At 48.7% G+C, this 22,658-nt stretch carries 18 protein-coding genes and 1 riboswitch; of the genes, 6 read left to right on the top strand and 12 right to left on the bottom strand.

Annotated features, from left to right (window positions below):
* The first annotated feature begins 212 nt into the window (after positions 1-212).
* Positions 213-4,565 carry an SdrD B-like domain-containing protein gene (locus LQV63_RS12740; protein WP_233696996.1) on the top strand — a complete coding sequence of 1,451 codons (4,353 nt, stop codon included), beginning with the start codon at positions 213-215 and terminating at the stop codon, positions 4,563-4,565.
* Between the two features lie 107 nt (positions 4,566-4,672).
* Positions 4,673-4,764, top strand: a riboswitch (cyclic di-GMP riboswitch).
* A gap of 281 nt (positions 4,765-5,045) precedes the next feature.
* Positions 5,046-6,134: a CAP domain-containing protein gene (locus tag LQV63_RS12735; RefSeq protein ID WP_233696995.1), complete on the top strand. Its 1,089-nt coding sequence runs from the start codon at positions 5,046-5,048 to the stop codon at positions 6,132-6,134.
* A 115-nt stretch (positions 6,135-6,249) separates the two neighbouring features.
* Here LQV63_RS12735 and LQV63_RS12730 read toward each other — a convergent pair whose 3' ends face one another.
* The 11 genes from LQV63_RS12730 to LQV63_RS12680 form a co-directional block, all read right to left on the bottom strand.
* Complete coding sequence (locus LQV63_RS12730; protein ID WP_233696994.1) at positions 6,250-6,909, bottom strand: class D sortase; 660 nt, start codon at positions 6,907-6,909, stop codon at positions 6,250-6,252.
* A gap of 126 nt (positions 6,910-7,035) precedes the next feature.
* Positions 7,036-8,025 carry an MBL fold metallo-hydrolase gene (locus tag LQV63_RS12725; protein WP_233696993.1) on the bottom strand — a complete coding sequence of 330 codons (990 nt, stop codon included), beginning with the start codon at positions 8,023-8,025 and terminating at the stop codon, positions 7,036-7,038.
* Positions 8,026-8,062: 37 nt separating this feature from the next.
* Positions 8,063-8,797 (bottom strand): class I SAM-dependent methyltransferase, encoded by a 735-nt coding sequence (locus LQV63_RS12720; protein WP_019422418.1) that lies wholly within the window; start codon positions 8,795-8,797, stop codon positions 8,063-8,065.
* 252 nt (positions 8,798-9,049) lie between these two features.
* Positions 9,050-10,348 (bottom strand): uracil/xanthine transporter, encoded by a 1,299-nt coding sequence (locus LQV63_RS12715; RefSeq protein ID WP_233696992.1) that lies wholly within the window; start codon positions 10,346-10,348, stop codon positions 9,050-9,052.
* 362 nt (positions 10,349-10,710) lie between these two features.
* On the bottom strand, positions 10,711-11,559 hold the full coding sequence (locus LQV63_RS12710; protein WP_233696991.1) for a carbohydrate ABC transporter permease: 849 nt from the start codon (positions 11,557-11,559) through the stop codon (positions 10,711-10,713).
* Positions 11,560-11,572: 13 nt separating this feature from the next.
* Positions 11,573-12,460 carry a carbohydrate ABC transporter permease gene (locus tag LQV63_RS12705; protein WP_233696990.1) on the bottom strand — a complete coding sequence of 296 codons (888 nt, stop codon included), beginning with the start codon at positions 12,458-12,460 and terminating at the stop codon, positions 11,573-11,575.
* 85 nt (positions 12,461-12,545) lie between these two features.
* The gene (locus tag LQV63_RS12700) at positions 12,546-13,934 is read right to left on the bottom strand and encodes a carbohydrate ABC transporter substrate-binding protein (RefSeq protein ID WP_233696989.1); all 1,389 of its coding nucleotides are present in this window, start codon (positions 13,932-13,934) and stop codon (positions 12,546-12,548) included.
* A gap of 255 nt (positions 13,935-14,189) precedes the next feature.
* On the bottom strand, positions 14,190-14,912 hold the full coding sequence (locus LQV63_RS12695; protein WP_019422423.1) for a ThuA domain-containing protein: 723 nt from the start codon (positions 14,910-14,912) through the stop codon (positions 14,190-14,192).
* Positions 14,913-15,010: 98 nt separating this feature from the next.
* Complete coding sequence (locus tag LQV63_RS12690; protein ID WP_233696988.1) at positions 15,011-15,979, bottom strand: sugar phosphate isomerase/epimerase family protein; 969 nt, start codon at positions 15,977-15,979, stop codon at positions 15,011-15,013.
* 60 nt (positions 15,980-16,039) lie between these two features.
* Positions 16,040-17,122, bottom strand: coding sequence for a Gfo/Idh/MocA family protein (locus LQV63_RS12685; RefSeq protein WP_019422425.1), 1,083 nt, complete (start codon positions 17,120-17,122; stop codon positions 16,040-16,042).
* A gap of 108 nt (positions 17,123-17,230) precedes the next feature.
* A complete protein-coding gene (locus LQV63_RS12680) occupies positions 17,231-17,989 on the bottom strand; it encodes a sugar phosphate isomerase/epimerase family protein (RefSeq protein WP_019422426.1) in 759 nt (252 codons plus the stop codon).
* Positions 17,990-18,188: 199 nt separating this feature from the next.
* On the opposite strand from LQV63_RS12680, the gene LQV63_RS12675 reads away from it, so the two are divergent.
* The 4 genes from LQV63_RS12675 to nagA all read left to right on the top strand — a co-directional run bounded on the left by LQV63_RS12675 (position 18,189) and on the right by nagA (position 21,986).
* Entirely contained in the window at positions 18,189-19,040 is an 852-nt protein-coding gene (locus LQV63_RS12675; protein ID WP_233696987.1) for a helix-turn-helix transcriptional regulator, read from the top strand.
* Between the two features lie 181 nt (positions 19,041-19,221).
* Positions 19,222-20,079, top strand: a complete 858-nt coding sequence (locus LQV63_RS12670) for a MurR/RpiR family transcriptional regulator (RefSeq protein ID WP_233696986.1) — start codon at positions 19,222-19,224, stop codon at positions 20,077-20,079.
* 7 nt (positions 20,080-20,086) lie between these two features.
* Positions 20,087-20,815, top strand: a complete 729-nt coding sequence (gene nagB, locus LQV63_RS12665; RefSeq protein WP_019422429.1) for a glucosamine-6-phosphate deaminase — start codon at positions 20,087-20,089, stop codon at positions 20,813-20,815.
* Positions 20,808-21,986 (top strand): N-acetylglucosamine-6-phosphate deacetylase, encoded by a 1,179-nt coding sequence (gene nagA, locus LQV63_RS12660; protein WP_019422430.1) that lies wholly within the window; start codon positions 20,808-20,810, stop codon positions 21,984-21,986. Before nagB ends, nagA begins: the two co-directional genes overlap by 8 nt.
* 221 nt (positions 21,987-22,207) lie before the next feature.
* Here the strand turns inward: nagA and LQV63_RS12655 are convergent, their stop codons facing one another.
* Positions 22,208-22,432: a helix-turn-helix domain-containing protein gene (locus LQV63_RS12655; protein WP_019422432.1), complete on the bottom strand. Its 225-nt coding sequence runs from the start codon at positions 22,430-22,432 to the stop codon at positions 22,208-22,210.
* Positions 22,433-22,658 lie beyond the last annotated feature (226 nt).

Here is a 22,658-nt window from a genome sequence, read left to right as displayed (position 1 = left end):
TTTGTATAGATGGATCATTTAATATACCGTAGGAAAGCGCCTTGGGATATGAATGAAACCAATCGTTTTCATGGACAAGAAGCAAAAGCCATGATGCAGGCGCGACTTGTCCCTATTTCAAGGAGGTGTGCTGCAATTATTGGCCTTAGTTTCGAGATTCAGCGCGTTACCAAGTTCAGAAATGAAAATCGAGGAAAGGAGGAACCATCCGTATGAAGAGAATCAAGAAGTTTCAGGCGATTGTATGGGCGTTAGTGCTTGTATTGAATGTCGTGCTGTCCCCTGCAGCGGCACATGCCAATGATGCATCAGGCGATGGCAGCATCATCAGGTTGAGCGTGAACGAACAAGAGGTGCTGACTGGAAAGACGTTTACTTATACGATCGATTACAGTCTTTCCAGTACAACGGGAGATTTCTCAAGTGCTGTTATCGAACTCCCCCTGCCCGAAGGTGTCGAACTCGTTAATGATGATGGGAATGGCATTAAAGGCGACGAATTCGCACTAGGAGAGTATGACGATCAGGAGCGCAAGGTCACGTTTACCTTTAAAGCTGACACAGCGTCCGGCAAGACAGGAACACTGCAGGTCAACGCTCGTTTCCCTAACTATACAACGCCTAACGGGACGACTGCTTCAACAAATGTCGCCTTTAAACGCAGCCCTGACAGCACGCCTGTCGAGTTCAATACCGCTGCCGTCACGGCAGTCGCTTCCGCAGAATGGGCGCTCGTAAAGGAGCGGGTCGTTCCCGTTGAGGGAATTCAACCTCGGCCCGGAACTAATGTCACCTATCAAATAACGCTCAAAGATATAAAGGGAAAAAACAATTCAGAAAAATACGGAAATCTTAACGTAAGCCATGTGACCATTACTGACATTTTGCCGGACGCAGCTGCGTTCATAAAGGCTGAACCTGCGCCATCTTCCCAGAAGGGTCAAACACTGACATGGGACATCGACGCCGATAAGCTGAACAACAAACCAAAAGATCGTTCCGCAACTATTCTCGTCACCGTGTCTTATCCAGAAAATGTGCTTGAACTTGTTAAAGACGACCCGCCAGTCGAAATAATTGATGAACATGGCAAAGTCGTATATAAAGGTTCCGGGGTAATGAATAAAGCTGCGGCTTCTTTGCAGCCATTGGGCGAAAATCCGCTTGATAATCTCAAAGCTGAGGCTAAACACGGATTTATAAAAGAACCTAATGGCGGCATGTGGATCTACAAACAGATCTGGGACGGCGCGGAAAAAGAACTATCAGAAGGACAGGGAGTCACCTATTCGATCGGAGGTCTCAGCAACTCGTCCAACGTGCCGTTGGACAATGTGAAGATAACCGACATGACACCCAAGGGCATGACCTTGGAGTTTATCGATCTCCCTAGATTTGCCGGAGAGCAGCTTGGCTCTTACAGCTTGGAATATACGACAAATCATGAACCCGATGAAGGAGATTGGAAAATTTGGAGAAGCGCCCTATCCTTCCCTTCTGAGTATAGAGTAGACGCCAAAGATCTCCCTTCGGTAAAGCCTGAGGAAATTAAAGGAATTCGGCTCGTATTCGGCAATGTACCGCTTCATTTCCAGCAACAAAATGCACTGCAATTGCGTTATACGTTCACGTCTTACAAGGACGTGGAACAAGACGGGTACAAATACGGAAGTTTCCCGCTCTTAAATCAAAAATTTCCCGATCACAAATATGGATATTTAGACGAGGAAAATGGTCTGCCATCCGATGAAGAGGCTCGTTTCCACAACAAGCAATGGAAGCAGATCATTAACTATGCCAAGTTGGAATACGGATATGGTACGGAACGGAAAGAGCATTGGGATGCAATCAAGGCTCTCGCCGTTGCCGAACGTCCGCTCATTCAAGTGGAGAAATATGCTAATGGCTCCTCATTCAAGCCAGGCGACAAAGTCACGTATACACTCAAAGTGACGAATAAAAGCCCGAACGGCGTCCCTTTTAAAGATCCGATCGTATCTGACTTGCTGCCGCGAGAGCTGGAGTATGTAGAAAGCTCTTGGAAGTTGGATATGGAGAAAGGCGCTGTGCCAACTCCAGATTTCAAACGAGAAGATCTCAACAGCCAAGGAAGCAAGCTCATTTGGACGTGGGGTCCAGATACCTTTACTCTGGAGCCGAACAAGACGCTCATCATTACATTCGACGCCAATGTGAGCACAGGCGTAACGACAGGCACGATCGATAATGAAGTGGAAGTTACATCGGCAACGCAAACTTATGTGAACAGCTTCCCTAAAAACTTTGACAACCAAAAGTTCAAAGATGGCAAATGGTACGTCTATAGCAATGTAACAATCAACGTTAATTCGGCTACCAATCTTGAAGCGGTGAAGTATGTGCAGGGCGATCTGGACAACGGACAATGGTCCAAATATCCGGCTACAGGAACCGTCTCATCCGGTGGCAAAATCAACTACAAGCTGGAAGTAAAAAACTCCGGCACTGTTGACGTAAAAAAGGTAACGATCGTTGATGTTCTTCCGCGCAAAGGCGATATCGGCGTAATTGATAGATCACCGCGTGACAGCAAGTGGAGTCCTATTCTAACAGAGGCGATTAAGTACGAGGATGTGGACGTCTACTACAGCACAAGTGACAATGTATCCATGACGACGGGCTCGTGGAGCACCGAACCGCCGCAAGATCTGACGACGGTGAAAGCTCTGAAATTCGTGTTTGCGCAGCAAACTGCTTTAAAACCTGGGGAAACGAAAGTGCTGGAATGGACGATGCGGTCGCCTGTTGGGGCACCGGTCGGAGATGAGGAGATCGCATGGAATTCTTTCGGCTTCACGGCTTCACGGACCGACACAAATACCGACCTGTTGCCAGCCGAACCGCTCAAGGTAGGAATTAAAATCAAGAATAGTCCGAAGGCTGAGATCGGGAATTATGTTTGGTTTGATAAAGATGGCATCGGAATTCAGACGAATGATTCCCATTTAGGCGTCAACGGCGTCAAAGTAGAATTATATGACGCCGACAGTAAGGAACTTCTGGAAGCCACGTTGACAGGTGACGATCATGAAGGGAACCCAGGCTACTATCTGTTTACAGGACTAGATAAAGGTAAATATTTTGTAAAGTTCCATCTTCCAGAAGAGTATACGGGGTTCACTAAACAAGGTGCAGGCGATGACAGGAACCTTGATTCCGACGCCAAGCCAGAAGGCACGACGGACATCATTGAGCTCAATAGAGGCGATAAACGCCATGACATCGATGCCGGATTAGTAAAGAGAAAACTCCCGCCTAACCCTGAACCGAAAAAGGGAGCAATCGGCAAATACGTCTGGATTGACTCAAACGGCAATGGAGTTCAAGATGACGAGAATACAGGCTTGAATGGTGTTACAGTGGAACTGTACAACAAGGATGGCAACAAGAAGCTCACTTCCACAGTGACCCGCTCCGTATACTACAGTACAGTTACGAATTCGGTGTATGATCCTACAGTAACGGGTTCTGTGTATGATCCGACTGTGACTGACTATGTATACAGGTCCGGTTATTATCTCTTCGATAACTTGGATGCAGGCGATTATAAGGTCAAATTCTTTGCACCGGACGGTTATACCTTCACTCTGAAAGACGCAGGCGACAATAGGGCACTTGATTCCAACGCTTATAAGGACGGGTGGACTGATGTCATAGCTCTTGCCCAAGGCGAGCATAACATGACAATCGATGCGGGACTCGTTCGCAAACCGGTAGATCCAGTTGAACCTAACAAAGGTGCCATCGGCAATTACGTCTGGTTCGATGCGAACCGCAATGGAATTCAGGATGACGGGGACACTGGCATGAACGGCATTACCGTACAACTGTATGATGCTGACGGTAAATGGCTAAGCTCGACGGTAACAGAAACGGTATACAAAGATACGGTTACTGGCGCAGTGTACGAATCAGGCAAGCCTGGATACTATCTCTTCGATAACTTGGATGCAGGCGATTATAAGGTCAGATTCATTGCACCGGACGGCTACACCTTCACTTTGACAGGTGCAGGAGACGATCGTTCACTTGATTCCGACGCTTATAAGGACGGGTGGACAGATGTCATAGCTCTTGCCCAAGGTGAGCATAACATGACAATCGATGCGGGACTGATTCGCAAACCGTCGGCACCAGGCCCAGATCCCGATCCTGATCGACCAGGCGGGTCAGACAATTCCGGAGGGGATCCATCTACACCGAATCCAACGACGGAGCCTGATAGACCGTCTGAGCCATCTAATCCGGATTCAGATCGAGATGAACCTTCCGATGTCAATTATCCAGGAGACAACACTGAAGGAGAACAAGATGAAAATAACGATGACGCTAATGATACCGAGGTAGATGGCGATACCGACTCCGAGCCAAACAAGGATGAACAGCCAAAATCCACTCCGAAAAATACGGATACGCTGCCTCAAACAGGCGAAGACGCTCCTGTCGCGCCCGTGATAGGTATCATCTTATGTGCATTAGCACTCGTCGCATGGTTAGCACGACAAAAAATATTCGCGCAAAACTAACCAATTAGCCGTCAAGGAAAGATGCCTCACGGCTTGTAATGCCCAAAATAGTATGTACAACCTTTTCTGACTCATATATAGTGGAGATAGTTATATTGATATGAAGAAATGGATAACGGCAAACTCTAGCGAAAGCAGAGGACGCAAAGCCACGGGTCTAATGCATGTGTATACATGCGATGACAGCCGGGTTGCCCTAATTGCGACATTTGTCGTTGCGCTTATTTGAGCGCCGCCGTTAGGGCGGCGCTTTTTGTCGTCGCCCTAACATACCGTTATTCATCTCATTCAAGCATAAATCTTAAAAGTGCGTGTTCAAAAAGGTCGGTTGTCAGCACCGAGAAGGTTGCAGGAACTCGAAGCGTATGCTTCCGAAGCGAGTTTTGCTCCGCAAAATTTGTAAGGAGCAGCGCAGTGCAGGCGAGACTACATGAGCAGCGGACTTTTTGAACAACCTCTAAAAGAATGGGAGATGGTATTATGTCGAAACGTGTTGTTTCAATATTAGGCACTAATAACGCTGCGGTATACAGACGACAGCATTATACACAACGAGGAAAGTGGTATGTACCCTTATTCGTCACCATTATGATTGCGGCCTTGTTCTGTTCCTCTCAATCAGCATATGCAGCCAATGAACATCCCGCGACTGCATCAAGCGGCTCATCTGACCGTTATACCCAGACGATTGCGAAGTCAAGTTCAAAGAACCAAACTGATTTCATTGTGCAAGGCGTATCCATCGGCATGAGCGAACAAGCTTTGATTGATGTGTTAGGAGAACCAGCCCGCAAAGATGTAAGCGAATACGGCTTTGAATGGTTTATCTACAATCACAATTATAAGCGGTACTTGCAAGTCGGCGTAAATAACAGCAAAGTAGTAGCTCTCTACACGAACGCCCAAGATTGGACATCCGCGAGCGGCATTCAATTTGGTTCGACGAAATCAGAGGTGGAAGCTGCACTCGGCCCCGCACTCACCAGGATAAAAAAAGGGAACACCAATTATAATTACAAAGACAACGGCGGCAAGCTGAGCATTCATCGAGTTGGGGACCTGTATGCAACCGTATTTTACGATTTAAACCAGCAGGGTACGGTTACGGCGATTCAGCTTATCGCTGCGGAAACGGAATTAGCGTTTAAAGGATACTATGGTACGCCTAGTGAACGCTTGCGTGAAAGCTTTGAACGGGAAGTGTTCGATCTGACCAATGCTATCCGCGTGCGCTACGGCAAGGAACCATACGAGTGGAACGATGTTATTGCGGATACAGCACGCAAACATAGCACAGATATGAAGAGCAGAAATTTTTTCAACCATAACGACCCTGACGGAAAAACACCTTTCGATCGGATTAAAAAGGACGGCATCACTTACAAAGTGGCTGGAGAAAACATTGCAGCCGGCCAGACAAGCGCCATCTTTGTCCACGAGGACTGGATGAACTCTAGCAAGCACCGCAAAAATATAATGGGGGATTATGAACAACTGGGCGTCGGAATATCCTTCGGGGGCAAATCAAATGTGTTCTACACGCAAAACTTTTATACTCCAAATCTTTGACGCCACACTCTGGACAAGCATGTTACGGACAAGCACGCACAGCCGCCGCATGAATAAGATGTGGCGGCTTTCATTGCAGCTTTCCGCTCCAACTTTAAGTGCGTAATCAAAAAGGTCACTTTTCAGCACCGAGAAGGGCCTTAATAATGAGCCGATGTGTCGGATTATCCATCGGTTCGCAAGTAATCAGCGTCAATTCCTTGTCATCCTTGTTCTGATCAAGCACGGACAAGTCTTCTGGCTCAACTATAAACTTCGTATTCACCTTATATACATATGTGTTGTTCGTCGTTTCGATCTTAATTTCATCGCCGGCTTCGAGTTCGTCAAGCCGATTGAAGTGCCTTCCGAATGTTTGGCTGCGGTGACTCGCTAGAACGAAGTTCCCCGTGCCCGGCGTGCGATTCGGCACTACGACTCCACTTCCATGCTTCAACGACTGTGCTGTGGCTCCCGCAAGCATCGGCTCCCGCAAATCGATTTTCTCAATCGAGATGGCGCCATATAATGGTATGCCGTCTATCATCACTTCAGGATCTGGTTCTGGAGTTCGTACATCAGATGTAGGGAGAGATACTTTGGAGAGTAGCGGCTGTGCCAAGTTATCCGCGTAAGAGCTTTCCTTCGGAATAGCGTCCCATTCGGTCAGCAAATGCAACTCTCGCTGTTGTTCCACATACTGCACCCACTTGGGATAAAAGATTAATATTAAACCGACAAGCAGCAACGTGAGCGCAGTTACGTTCCATATTTTCATTTTGACGCGTGTGTTCATGGCAATGATTGCACTCCCTTTCCCCGTTAAAGTGCGTGATCACAAGTGGACTTTTCGAACAACCTCTTAAAGTATGACCTTATTATGTTTACGCAAATGGCGCTATTCTGATTCGGATGCAACACGCTATCTGTCGGATGTTGTTGTCCATTGCCATGTATGCAGCGGTTGCAGCTTCTGCGCCAACCCCCGACGCTCCAACTCCAGCAGATGAGCGATCATCTCCCCCATAGCGAACCGGAACTGATGCACCGTCAACCGCTCCAACGAGCCGAACCAAGTGCAGCACAGTTCATAGGCTGTGCGAGGCTCTGTCAAGGAAGCGGCGATCCCGGCGAGACGCTCTTCGTGATGGCGCAGCAGTTCCTCGATGCGAGAGGAATAGTGACTGAACGGATGGCGATGACCCGGCAGCGCCAGATTGACTTTCAGTTGCAACAGCCGCTTAAGTCCGGTCATGTAAGAATAAAGCGGCTCTGGATCGCTTCCTGGCATAAAGCTTACATTCGGAGAAATTTGCGGCAGCACATGATCCCCGGCGACCAGAATACCGCTTGCTTCGTCATAGAAGCTCATATGCCCGGGAGCGTGGCCGTGAGTCTCAATCGTGTTCCAACTACGGCCGCCAAAGGCAACTTTTTGATCGTCTCGAATATAGCTGACTTGCGGAAGCGGAGACACAAGCGGAATGAAGCTGTCCATATGTTCGCCTATGGCCTGCACGACCTCATCAGGCGCGCCGTGCTCTTCAAATAACAGCTGCATGGCGGACGCCATCGTCTGGGAAGAATCCCACAGCATCTGCGCATGACGCCACCCCGTCTCCGACAGCCATACCGGTGCGCCGAATTGCCGCTGCAGCTCGCCCGCTATGCCTAGATGATCGGGATGATAATGGGTAAGAACGATTTGCGCCACATCGCCGCTGTTGATGTGCAGTTGGGCAAATACCTCTTCCCATGTCCGTTCCGCCTGCTCCGTCCGCAAACCCGGATCGACGATCGTCCACCCTTCCTCCCCTTCCAGCAAATAAGCGTTGACCCATCGCAGGGAGAACGGCAGCGGAACTTTGACTTGAATGATATGCTCGGCGGCGTAATCCAACTTCACCGTCATTTCTCGGCCTCCGTCCGTTTATTTATGTACCGGCCGGTCAGGGTCTATGCCCGACCATAATCATCCGCGCCGCCTGCTGTTCAGCGTAAGGCGTGCCGTCATAGCCTCCGTATACGGCATCCAATTGAAGCCCTGCTTCCCTCATCATGGCTTCGAAATCCGGAAGCTCATACAGACGGACGCGCTCTTCATATTGCCGCTCGTCGTTCGTCACCATATCGGTTAACGTAATGTCCTTCTTCACGAATCCGGCTTCAATCCGGCGGCGTTCCTGAATGAGGGTTCCTTCGGCTTCACGCTTCGACTGCGGCACCAAATGGTGCTTAACGTAGGACGGATTCAGGAAATCTACAATATATCGTCCCTGCGGCTTCAATACGCGGAATATTTGTTGAAATACCCGTGCATTGTCATCGTTATCTGTAAAATATCCGAATGAAGTAAATAAGTTCACCACTGCATCATAAGGACCATCCACCGGAAGTTCACGCATATCACCGCGTATGAATGTAACCTTTCCTTCTGCATCATGTTCCACGGCCTCGTGCAGCAGCACCTCCGATAAGTCTATGCCTGTCACCTGATAGCCGGCATCGGCGAGCGCAAGCGCGTGTCTGCCCATTCCGCAGCATAAATCCAATACGGTCGCAGAGGACGGCAGCATAAGCCAATCCATCATGCGGTGGACTTCCTCGGTTGCCCCTTGAAAATCCCGATGCTTATATACAAGTAAATAGTCACGACCGAAGCTCCGTTCGTACCATTCTGCCATTGTTATCACCTCAAATTGTCTATTATTACATTGTAACGTTTGCACTCAGGTTTGCATAGCGAAAAGCTGACCTCAGTTGTTTTCACTAAGTCAGCTTTTGCTATCAATGAGCGGATACTCATGGATTCCATCCGAGGCATAGACATGAACCTGGGTAGTGGCATATAATCCCAATCTGCCTACCGGCGTATATATTTCTTTCCTCAAGGCTCTGACCGCTATAGCGATATTCAGCAATAAATACAGAACAAGTCATACATCCAATCGTTCCCAGGGAACGAGCCATTCCAATAGTAAAGTTAGCAAAATGCCCATCAGCAATCCGTTCGATACGAGCGGCCGCACTAACGCAGGGATTTGCACCCATGCTTCATTCGGAATCGTCATCCAAGCAAGCCCGACAAAAATAGGCAGAGCCACCCGATAAATGGTACGGGCACTTAATCGTATTCCTTCCAAATGGCGCAGCGCAGAGCCAAACATGCTCAAGTAGGCAACAAAAAGCACGGCATTGCCTACCGTCAGCGGCATAGAAGCAAACCATTGCGCCACTGGAGGAAACACACCGAACAGCGCAAATGCACAAGCTCCTATCATAAATGGGCGTCGTTCAGTAATGCGCGTCGACTGGAGAAATCCGATAGAAGACGCATACGTAGCAAAAGGGACCAAGCTAAATATGCCGCTCAAGATATACATAAAGCCTGTTACGGTAAAAGAACCCTTATATTGGCATACGGTCGTCGGCCGGCCGTACAATTCTTCCGCCGCTTTCAGCGTAGCCACAGTATTGGACAGACTGAGCAGCCCGGTTATGAAGGACATGAGTATGATGCCTGCATTCAACTGATGGAGATCGGGCTCCCCCCAGACGAAGGGGCGCCATGCAAATCCGGAAGCAGCCGGCACCGTTTCCGCTGCAGGAAAGAGCACGACGTAAGCGGCCCATCCTACGACAATGCCGATAAGAATCGAGAAATTGCGTGCGAATCCTCGGCCCCGAATATTGAGCCATAACGTAAGCGCGACAATCGCAATGGACAAACCTGCAACGGCAGGGTCAATGGTCCCGCTGTCATTCAGCCCGAGCATCCCTTTAGCAAAAATGAACACTAATTGGGCACCTAACAGCGTAAGCACGACGAACATGACGAATGAATTGAACCAACGCTGCAGTATGCTTCCGAAGCCGAGCAATCCCAGGACAATGACCGCAGCCCCGGACAGCATGACGCCGACAGCAAGTGAGCCGCCCAGTTCCGGCAAGGATAGACCCATCGATGGCGCCGAAGCGCACAGACTGATGATGACGCCCCACCATAAGCCAGCCTGTCCTTCCATGAGCGCCAAGCGGTGCCCCAACCAGCCTTGCAGCAAGCAAGCCGCTCCCGTCAAAAGAAACGCTCGCTGCATCGTAAATGCAATCTCCTCCGGCGGAAGCTGGAACGCATGGCCAATCGTCAAAGGAATGACGATCGTGTTCGTAAACATAAAAAAGAGCCACTGCACAGCGGCCAATCCCGTGCGCGCTCCTTTCAATGAAGATGTCATATCTGTTCATCCCCCTGATGAAATTCAACTTATCATCTATCCTAGTGTTGTCCGCTGCAATGATCAATCTTTAATTTCGCCAAGCATGAGAAAAGCTGTAGGTCTCCACATCCTTGTCAATGCGCAAAAACTCTCGCCTTCAGTCGTACCTTATAAGATGGGGCTCGGCAACATTTTCGGTAATAAAAATAAGGGGAACTGCCATTCTGAATGATGGGGAGAGTGGAGCAATGGATGAAACAGACATACCTTCTTCGGGAAAAGAAACGTGATGAGGTTCAGAGCAATAAAAAAACCGACACACGTCATCGCTGACGCATATCGGTCCATGTGATTGATAGCTTCAAAACGCGCCTTTGCGCCTAGCCTTTTAGCCCGCCCATGCTGATGCCAGCCGTCATTTGACGCTGCAGGAGCGAGTAAGCGACGATTGTCGGCACCATGACGATGACGAGGCCTGCGAAGAGCGCCCCCCAATCGGTGGAGAACCGCTGTATTTCCATCAAATAGACAAGGCCTAGCTGTAGTGTACGTTTCGTCTCCGTCGTAATGAACGACAACGCCATAATATATTCGTTCCAGGCCGCCATAAAGTTAAAAATGATAACCGTGATAAGGGATGACTTGGCCATCGGTCCGATAATTTGGAACAAAATCTTCGTGTTCGAGCAACCGTCAATCGAAGCCGCTTCTTCATATTCTTTTGGAATGCTGGACATAAATCCGATTAATAGAAATATCGTGTACGGAATGTTCACAGACGCGTATACGATAATCAACCCCCACAAGCTGTCCAGCAAGTGGATTTTGCCGAGCAGCAGAAATAACGGCACGATCATAAAGGCAGAAGGAATAAATAATGCCGACATATAGGCGTTGCGCAGCCAGCCCATCACTCTCGACTTAGAGCGTGCAATAGCGTAAGCGGCCATGAAGGATACGAACACACACAGTGTGACCGATATAACCGTCACGAATACGGAGTTCATGAAGTAATGGCCAATGCTCGCCTTCTCAAACGCATTCACATAGTTCGTAAATGAAATGCTGCTAGGCAGCGACCACGGATTTTCATAAAATTCTTCTGTCGTCTTAAACGAGGTGGTGACCGTCCAGAACAATGGATAGAGCACCGCTAAACTGTACAAGAGCAATAGGATACGGACGGGAAGGTTGCCCATAAATTTCCGGAATGAGAACTTGTTCTGCATCGTAGCACCCCTCCTAATATTCCACTGCGTCTCGCCCCATCAGCCTGTCGCTGATGAAGGATAACGTCAGGGAAATGAATAACATAAACACGCCGACCGCCATTGCATAACCGAAGTTCCCGTTCTGGAACGCCTGCTTGTACATATAGGTCATCAAGATCTCCGATGATCCGTCCGGCCCGCCGTCAGTCATGACTTGAATGTAGACAAAGCTCTGGTTGAACACTTGAATAAAGAAGAAAATAATCGTAATCCGCAAAATGCCCCAAATAAGCGGGACCGTCATATGGGTAAACTGCTTCCACTCGCTGGCGCCGTCGATAACGGCCGCTTCATATATATCGTTCGGAATCCCTTGGATAGCCGCGATATAAATGATCATATAGTAACCGATTGCCTGCCACACCATAGGAAAAATAAGTGCCCACAGAACGGTAGATTTCTCACCTAACCAAGCATGTATCCATGAATTCAAGCCGGCAGCTTCCAGGAAGGAATTAAGGATGCCGAATGTCGGATGATAAATGAACGACCATAAGATCGAGATGACGACAATCGCCAGCACGTTCGGGAAAAAGAAGATCGTACGGTAAAATGTCGTTTCACGCAGCTTGCGCCGCGTCAACAGAACAGCGAACAAGAGCGAAAAACCCATCGTAATCGTAGGTACAACTAGGAGTAAAAACACGTTGTTCGTTAATGCCGTCCATACTTTCGGGTCATGAATCAAAGTTTCAAAGTTCTTCAAACCGATAAACGTCACTTCGTCTGACATCCCGCTCCAATCATAAAAAGCCATCACGATTGCCTGGAAAAATGGATACAAGGCAAAAATCGAAAAGATGATTAGCGCGGGCAGGGTACAGAACACGAGGAACCATTGTCTTGATTTCGTATTCATTCGGTCCACATCCCTCAGTGTGTAATACTTGCGGGAGCCGGGGGGACTCCCGCAAGATCCTATCCTTATCTATGCCTCTATATATTTACTGCGACAACTCACGCAATTTCGTAGCGTAGCCTTCCATGCGCTCGATCCACTGCTCCACCGTCATATCCTTGTTCATCACGCTGCTAATCGCATCGAACATTTCTTTGTTGATATTGATTTCCGTCTTCGGTGTGACGTTCCACTGGAATATAAGCGGCTTAACGCCTTCTTCAAAAATTTTAATCGAGTTATACACCGATTCTGGCACAAAATCTTTCACGAGCCCGGAAGCATTCTTCACGGCAACGATTCCCGTCGTCTTCTCGGCGTTCAATTTGATGCTGTCATCACGATATTGGAACTTGATGAACTCTTTTGCCAACTCGGGATTTTTCGCCTTTTTCGGGATGAACAAGCCTTCATATACAGTCAAAGCGTAACGGTCATCCCCTTTGTTGAATATCGGCGGCGCCATAAATCCGAAGCGGAATCCCTCTTCACGAGGCGCGTCCTTCATTTCGCCTTCGAACCAGCTTCCGTTAGGAATAAACAACGCTTTTCCTTTTAAAAATTCCGTTTGTGCCTGCGTATGGTTCATCGCAACGGTACCTGGCATCAAATAGCCCTTTTGCGCGATGGTGTCGAACAGTCCGAACACTTTACGAACGGCATCCGATTGGAATGCGCCCTCTTTGTAGCTTGCTGCATCTTCGATCGCTTGCTGTCCGCCTGCCGACGCAATGCTAGGGAATACGATGTTGTCATTGTAGGTCGGGTAAATGCCTTGATACGTAAATAGGAAGCGGCCATCTTGCTGCGCAGTATCGTGCATCGCAAACAACTCGTCCCATGTTTCTGGCGCTTTCCACCCCTTCTTCTCGAACAAATCGGCGTTATACCACATGCCAAGCGTCGAGATATTAAATGGAGCTACGACGATTTTGCCATCGCTGTGCGGCGCCGCGTAATTTAATATGCTGTCTACCATTTTATCCTTGAGTGGCGCCGACTCTCCTGTAAGTGTGGAGTCGAACACGTCGTTCAATTCCAGCAATGCTTTCTCTTTAATCATCGTCTGGACAGTGCCTGTGTTGTCAGTCATCGGTGCATAAATAAAATCCGGTGGATTGCCTGCAACGATTTGCGGCTTAATGATATCCATAATTTTCGGGTTGGACGTCATATTTACTTTAACCCCTTGATATTCTTGTTCGAAGCGGCTGATCACTTCTTCCCAATAAGCTCGGCCGAAGCCGCCTTCAAATACGGCAATATTCAGCTCTTTGTTCTCAAAATCCGGTTTACCTTCTTCGTCTTTCGATGTTTGCGTCGTGGTTTCGCCGCCTTTTATCGTCTCTTCGGCTGCCGGCTTGGAGTTGCCGCACCCGGCAAACATCGTGGCTACCAACGTGAGTATGCATAACATTATCCATGTTCGCTTCATGTTGTATGACCTCCACTTTTTAAAATGTAATTGCTTACATTTCTATCGTAACGGAAACTGCTGAGCTGCAACATAGAGCAAATTTGGAACTACCTAGATTATTTTTACTTTTTGAACTCGCACTTGTGGACCGATAAACGCAAAAAAAGTTCGTTTGTCATAACAAACGAACTAATCATCAAATGCTACACATTCTCTCGAACCTCTTTAAAATAGTAAAAGGCGCCCTTGCAGGCGCCCCATTTGTTCCCGATACTAGTTTAATTTTTCAAGCGGCTTCGCGTTGCCATACGCAGGATAAGAACGTGTTGAAGGCTTAGCCCAATTCACCGCATTATAAATGACGCGGCGAACCTGTTCATTGTAATACGTCGGATACGTTTCATGACCTGGACGGAAATAGAAGACTTTGCCCATCCCGCGATGGTAGCAGCATCCGCTGCGGAATACTTCTCCACCGGTGAACCAGCTTACGAACACTAGCTCGTCCGGCTCAGGAATATCAAAGTGTTCTCCGTACATCTCTTCTTGTTCCAGCTCAATATACTCCCCAATGCCTTCTGCTATTGGATGCCCCGGAGAGACGACCCATAAACGCTCTTTGTCGTTTGCTTCGCGCCATTTCAAGTCACAGCCCGTACCCATGAGCTTCTTGAATATTTTGGAGAAGTGACCAGAGTGCAGAACGATAAGTCCCATTCCTTGCAGCACACGTTGATATACGCGTTCTACAATCGTCTCTTCAACCTCGTTATGCGCCATATGGCCCCACCAGAGCAGGACATCCGTTGCGTTCAACACCTCTTCGGTTAAGCCATGCTCCGGCATATCCAATGTGGCGTAACGTACGTGAAATTCTGATTCCAAACCTTCTCCAATGGCACCGTGAATTCCATTCGGATAGATTTCAGCGACCTTCGGGTTCTTATGTTCATGGCGGTGTTCGTTCCAAATCGTGACATTGAGTTGTTTAGTCATCGGTGTCTGTCTCCTCTCACATTCCCCGCTTCTCTTCAGCAATTATATGGCGTGAAGAGAAGCGGGGGCGTTGCCTCTATATGAACCTGTGTGGGATATTATACCCACCACATCTCGCCGAGCGGCTCTTTCATCAAAATCGGTTGCAAGTTCTGCACTGCTTTCGTGAAGCCTTCGTCGATCGACATCAAACCGTCTTCATGCTCAATGCTTACGACATAATCGTAACCTACCAGGCGAAGTGCGCTAATAATATCAGCCCACGTCTTCATATCATGTCCATAGCCGACCGTGCGGAACTGCCATGCGCGATCCAACATCATCGAGTACGACTGCATATCCGTAATGCCGTGCTTGTTCACATTGATCGGATCAATCGTCGTATCCTTAGCATGGAAGTGATAGATCGCGTTCTCTTGTCCGAGAATACGAACCGCCTGCACCGGATCGATACCTTGCCACCACATATGGCTCGGATCGAGGTTGGCGCCGACGGCTTCCCCAACCGCCTCGCGCAAGCGAAGCATCGTGCCAGGGGAATGAACGGAGAATCCACCGTGCAGCTCAAGGCCAATCTTGAGTCCGCGCTCAGTGGCATACGTACCAACTTCTGTCCAATATGGAATCACCTTTTCTTTCCATTGCCAATCCAATATTTCTTGATAATCGTTTGGCCAAGGCGCGACTGGCCAGTTCGGATATTTCGCTCCCTCATGATCCCCTGGACAGCCAGAGAAACCATTTACGATCGGAACTTCCAGCTTCGCCGCCAAGTCTAGCGTTGCCATGAAGTCCTCATGGAATTGCTTGGCAATCTCTTTCTGCGGATGAAGTGGATTGCCGTGGCAGCTCAATGCGCTGATCATCAAGCCACGGGATTCCACAGCTTGCTTGAACGCCTTTATTTTGCTATCGTCAGCGAGCAGTTCGTGCGGGTTGCAATGATTGTTGCCGGGATAGCCTCCAGTGCCGATCTCGACTGCCTCCACGCCTTTGGCTGCGATCGTATCCAATGCTTCTTCTAGCGGTAATTGTCCATACAATACTGTAAATACACCTAATTTCATTGCTAGACCTCCTTCGGTAAATCAGCCCTGTGCGGGATGATGACTTGCTGTCTGCCTCTTTTATTCGAAATAAATCGCTTTGCCCGTGCGAGCCGACTCATATATCGCTTCTAAAATTTCAGAGACGACGCATGCTTGCTCTGCTGTCACGACCGGTGTCTTATCTTGCTCAATCGCGTCGATCCATAGGCGCATTTCCAAATCTGGAGCGTTTTCTGTTTCACCGTCATAAAAATCAACGCCGCCTGAGTCGAGTTCGATCTTCTGCTGATACAGACGGCTATGCTTTTCACCATTAATGTTCAGCCCGTTCACCATATCCGCTCCGCCTTCGGTTCCACATAGCGTGCACTTCGCTTCGCCGACCTGCGTCGTGTTGAGCGCCCAGCTGGATTCCAGCATAATGGTCGCGCCGTTCTTCATTACGACCATGCCGAACGCCGAATCCTCGACCGTAAATTTCTCCGGATCCCATGGACCCCATGCATTGGCTGCTTGCTCACGGCTGCTGAGCTTATGATAGGCTGTGCCAAGAACGACCTTCGGCTCGTAATTGTCCATCATCCACAGCGTCAGATCAAGCGCGTGCGTTCCGATATCGATGAGCGGGCCTCCGCCTTGCTTCTCTTCATCCAAGAACACGCCCCAAGTCGGAACGGCACGGCGGCGAATCGCGTGAGCCTTCGCATAGTAGATATCTCCGAATGTTTCGTCTTCGCACAGCTGCTTCAAATACTGGCTATCGGAGCGGAAGCGGTTGTTGTAGCCGACGGTCAACTTCTTGCCTGAACGCTTTGCAGCTTCCACCATGCGGCGCGCGTCTACCGCCGTCTTCGCCATCGGCTTCTCGCACATGACGTGCTTATCGCTTTCCAACGCTGCAATCGAGATTTCCGCGTGGGAATCGTTCGGCGTACATACGTGTACAATATCAATGCTGCTGTCTTGCAGCAATTCTTTATAATCACTATATACTTTGGAATTTTCATTACCGTATTTGGCTTTCGCTTCTTCAGCGCGTTCTACCACGATATCGCAAAATGCAACCATTTCGATGTTATTCAATTTGGACAAGCTAGGCAAATGCTTGCCGTTGGCGATGCCGCCGCATCCGATAATCGCAATTTTATAAACGTTAGACATTATTAGTTTCCTCCTCAAAATCGACAATATTATTGTGGGTTCATCGTTTTATCGTTATGGTCATGACTTGATGGACATGACCATAACGAAGATGTGCAAATGTGCCAATTACTTGCCCAAGTTGCTCTTAATCCATTGACGGCTGTTCTCAACGCTTGCCAAGCTCGGGCGTTGGCATTCATCCTGTTCAACGATAAGCCATTCAGCTCCGGCATCCTTCGACGCTTGCGCGATGGCCATCAAATCCAATTCACCAAGACCCAGCTCTACGGTCAACGGCTTGCCCTCTTCTGTACGCTTCAAATCCTTGAAGTGCACGAGCGGGATACGTCCTTTATATTGGGCGATTACGCTGAGCGGGTCATATCCGCCATACTGTACCCAGCATACGTCAAGCTCTGTAAAGAGCTTCTCCGCAGGGAGCTGCTGGAACAGCGTGTCGAACATCGTCTCCTCACCCAGCTTGGTCGTAAATTCGAAATCGTGGTTGTGGTAGCCCAGCTTAATGTTATGCTCCGCAAGACGCTCTGCCGCACGTGCGAAATGTGCCGCTGTCTCTTGAAGAGCCGGCAGCGTATTGTAGCGTGACTCGCCCAATCCGGGGCAAATTACGTGACGGTTGCCGATTGCCACGTTCATCTCGATCTGTTCATCCAAATGATCGATCAGCTGCTCGATGCTGACGTGGGATCCGGCGGCTTGCAAATTCAACCGTTCCAGCGTCGCAGCCAGTTCCTGCGGCTGCAATCCGCCGTAACCAGCGAATTCAACTCCGTCATAGCCCATTGCCGCTACTTTTTCCAGAGTGCCGACGAAATCCTTAGCAGTCTCGTCCCTTACGGTGTATAACTGTAATCCAATCTTCACCTGTTCCACCTCATTTTTATATGAAAAATAACGAATAAACAACATTTTTTTGCCTGATTGAAAAGGTTTTCAATGAACTGCCTTCATTGTGCCACAATGCCTCCCTAGTGTGAATGAAGGATATCCTTTTAAGATGAACTATCTTGCTATATTTGCTATAATTATTGTAAATCAAAACCGATTGCGACAGGAGGAAACAATGTCCCCATCGATTGAAACAGATAAAGACTTCACTTTGATGTTCTCAGGATACGCCCGGCACAGCAAACCGATGAGCATGGTTATTCCAGAGCTGAAGCACTATCTTGTACGAATCCAGCTTGAAGGCAGCGCCCACGTATGGCTTGAAGATCGCTTCGAAGCGTTCAAACCCGGAGATATGCTGCTGCTCGCGCCCGGACAATACTACGATTTGCAGATAGGCTACCGCAATCCGGGCACATTGGATCCGCTCCCTAAGGTGCACAGCCTTGACTATTATTTCATTATCAATGGTCCTTGGATCGCTTCCTGGTGGAACAAGCGGGAGCGTCCCGGCAAAGCAGTGCTTGGCATCGATGACCGGCTGCTTTCGCTATGGCGGGATATTATGCAAGAGCAGCGTCTGTTCGGCAGCAACAACATGAACGATATTGTCAGACATCTGACCTTCGCCTTCTACCATATGCTGGACCGCACGCTGACGGAGCGCTCCCATCCTTCGTTCCAAAATATGAAACGAAGCACACAGCTGGCGCATCAGATGAAGCATTATATCGAAATGAACGCAACTGAGGCATTCACGCTGAATGAAGTGGCGGAAGCAGTGCAGCTAAGCATATCGCGCGCTTCTCATATATTTAAAGAGACATTTCATCAATCCGTAATGGATTATGCGATACATGTCCGGTTGACTATGGCTTGTGAACGGATACTGCATGGCTATATGCCGCTAGAGCAAATTGCAGAAATGTGCGGCTTTCAAAGCTATTCTTATTTTCATCGCACATTCAAAAACCGCCTGGGCCTATCCCCGCGCCAATTCCGCGAGCAGCGTCAATTAGGGCAATAGTAATCGCATCGTTGAGCGGGCGTTGCAGCAAGTGTGATGAAATTGTGGTGTTTTTCACTTTCAGCTTGTAATACGGCCGCTTATTTACTATGATTAAAGTGGCATTGAAATAATTTTCATAAATAGAGTGAAAATAATTAAAATTATTTTCATCAAATCCAACCGTAAGAGGATGATTTTATTGTCCAGTATATTGCATGCGATTCGGCAGCAAGCGCACGACTTTCATCCCCAGGAACGCAAGGTAGCCGATTACATTTTGCAATTTCCGGGCAATGTAGTGTCGATGGGCATCACGGAGCTTGCCGAACAATCGGGAACGTCCGCCGCTACGGTGACCAGATTTTGCAAATCGCTTCATTTTCGCGGATACCCCGATTTCAAGACAAAGCTTGCAGCTGATTTGGCTCAACAGACAACACCGTTATCCTACCAAGATATTATTGCAGGTAATCCCCTGCGAGATATTATTTCAGCTATTGAGTCCAATCACATCCGTTCTATATCGGATACGACACGGCTACTGGATATTATCACCTTGGAACGTACGCTGCTTGCATTTCAGCAAGCGCGGCAAATCGATCTATATGGCATGGCGACTTCAGGCATCGTAGCAATGGATTTCTATCAAAAGCTCATTCGCATTGGGAAGCGGGCCACTTGTTTCCCCGACCCTCATATGCAAATCACTTCTGCTGCGAACCTTACCGAAGAAGACGTTGCCTTTGCCATTTCCTATTCTGGGGAAACGCCGGAGACGATTGAAGCTCTGCAGTGTGCGAAGGAACGCGGCGCCACGACCATTTCCTTAACGAAGGTCGGCGTCAATCGGCTCGCCTCACTAGCAGACATCTCTATTTGCGCTTCTTCCTTAGAAGAAGGCATTCGACGCGGCGACATGGCATCGCGCATCGCGCAGCTTCACATTATTGACATTTTGTTTGCGGGCATGGTCAGCGAGCAATTCGACGAGCACATCCCCAAGCTGGAGCAATCGTATCGTATGGTACGCAAGTACCGTAAAGATAAAGGGAGGTAACAATCACATGAATCTGTTAACTTTTCAAACGAATGAAGAATTGAATCAAATCGGGGCAAGCATTATCGCAAGCCTTGTCCAGACGAAGCAGAATGCGGTTCTCGGTCTCGCTACCGGCAGCAGCCCGATTGGCATTTATCAAGAATTAATCCGCTTAAATGAAAAAGGCTACGTGAGCTTCAAAAACGTTCGTTCTTTCAACCTGGATGAATATGTCGGTCTGCCTGCAGGTCATCCGGAAACGTACTTATCCTTTATGAATAAGCAGTTATTCGATCATATCGATATTAATAAAGAAAATACGCGCGTGCCGAATGGCAACGCGGAGAACCTAGAGCAAGAATGCAAGCTATACGATGAAATGCTGGCTGACGCTTCAATTGATTTGCAAGTGTTAGGCATCGGGCATAACGGTCATATCGGGTTCAACGAGCCCGATCAGAACTTGCACGGCGGTACCCATATTGTTACCCTAAAAGAAGAGACTCGCCAAGCGAACGCGCGCTTCTTCGATTCCATTGACGAAGTGCCCAAGCAAGCGGTCACGATGGGTGTCGGATCTATTTTGAAAGCTAAAATGATTATGCTCGTCGTTCGTGGCGCAGATAAAGCAGACATCGTACACCGAGCATTAACGGGTCCGATTACAACGGAAGTTCCGGCATCGCTCTTGCAAACGCACCCGAACGTCGTCGTATTGCTCGACAAGGAGGCGGCTAAATATTTCCATGGCTAATTCAACATTTACCCTCACCAATGCGCGTGTCGTTACACCGAACGGCACACTGTGCGACGGTGTTGTCCGTGTCGAAGACGGAAACATCGCCTTTATCGGCAAGTGGACCGAGTTAACGGAAGCTCAGCAGCAGGATTGGGCTCCTGAAGCGATCGACGCTCAAGGCGGCTGGGTGCTTCCAGGATTTATTGATTTGCACGTGCACGGCGGCTTCGGATCGGACTTTATGGACGCGACTAGCGAAGCGTACGATGCTATTACGAAATATCATATGGAGCACGGCACGACTGCTATGCTCGCGACGTCGATGACGCAATCCCGCGAGGCGCTTGACCGGGTCATGGTTGCAGTAGATGGCTATATGAAGCAAGGCATGAACTATACGCAACTGGCCGGCATTCATTTGGAAGGACCGTTCGTGAACCCGAAATATAAAGGGGCTCAGAACGCTGATTTCATGATTGACCCGCAAATTGACTGGTTCGAAGATTGGCATGCGCGCTTCCCAGGTCTTATGAAGCAAGTCAGTCTGGCGCCTGAGCGCAACAATGCGCTTGCAGCCATCCGCTGGCTGCGAGCACACGCCGTGAACGCAGCGGCTGCACATACTGCTGCCACATACGATGAAGTGACTCGCGCGGCGAACGCGGGGTTGAATCAGGCAGTGCACACGTTCAACGCGATGACGCCGATTCACCATCGCGATCCGGGTGTAGCCGGCGCGGTGCTGACCGATGATCGCATTACGGCAGAGATCATTGCCGATGGTATCCACGTGCATCCGGCCTGCATCAAGATGCTGGCGCGTACCAAGGCACCGGGCAAGCTCGTCATCATTACTGATGCGATGTCCGCTGCAGGCATGCCAGACGGCCAGTACGATTTGGGCGGCTTGGCTGTTACCATGCGGAATGGCGTATGCCGTCTGACCGAGGGCGATTCGCTAGCAGGCAGCACACTGACAATGATTCAGGCTGTTAAAAATATGGTGAGCTTTGTAGGACTGACTATCCCTGAAGTATCCCAACTCGCGAGCACGAACCCTGCCAAGCAGATTGGCATCGATCACGTAACCGGCAGCATTGAAGTCGGCAAGCAGGCGGATCTCGTCTGGACCGACGTGGACTTGAACATTCAACGCGTATGGGTTAAAGGCAGCACTCATATGTAACGATTGCAGATAGGCAGAAGCGCTTCTCCGAGAGAGGCGCTTTTCTTTTTATACAGTTAAAAAAATAAAGCGTAATTCCAACAACGTTACGCTGTTAGTCCTACGCTTGAATTTATTCGGTGCAAGTCGTCCGAACTTGCTCATCAAAGAACCCCCTATCACATGATCCGTTGTAGGATATGGTCAAGAAGGCTAAAATTGTCAGGGCGATGGGCTAATTGTTAGATTTTTAACTCCCCAAGCTTGATTAGCTCGACTACCGCTTGCGAACGACCCTTTACGTTCAATTTTTGCATTACATTCGAAATGTGATTTCGGACCGTTTTTTCGCTAATAAATAATTGTTGTGCAATATCACGGGTCGTTTTGTCCTGAACAAGTAATTCAAAGACTTCGCGTTCACGATTAGTCAGCAGGAACTTGCTTTTGTGATCGCTACCCTTCAAGTGTCACCCCTCCTTGCCCAAATTTTTGTAATATAACAAGGTTAAGGGATACAGTCAAAGTTATACTATGAAGGGCAATTACACTTGGTGCGGTGCTTCGTAAAAATGGGCTTCGCCTTCCCCAAAAACAAGGCAGCATACATAAAACAATCCCGGTTGAAGCACGTTAACGACAGACTTCTTCTTTTATGTAAATGCAGGGCTTGTCTCTCTGCTGCACGCATAA

It is taken from the genome of Paenibacillus profundus (assembly GCF_021369635.1).
Taxonomy (GTDB): Bacteria; Bacillota; Bacilli; order Paenibacillales; family Paenibacillaceae; genus Paenibacillus_B; species Paenibacillus_B profundus.
The sequence above is the reverse complement of the archived record's forward strand: the minus strand, read 5'-3'. Positions and strand labels throughout refer to the sequence as shown.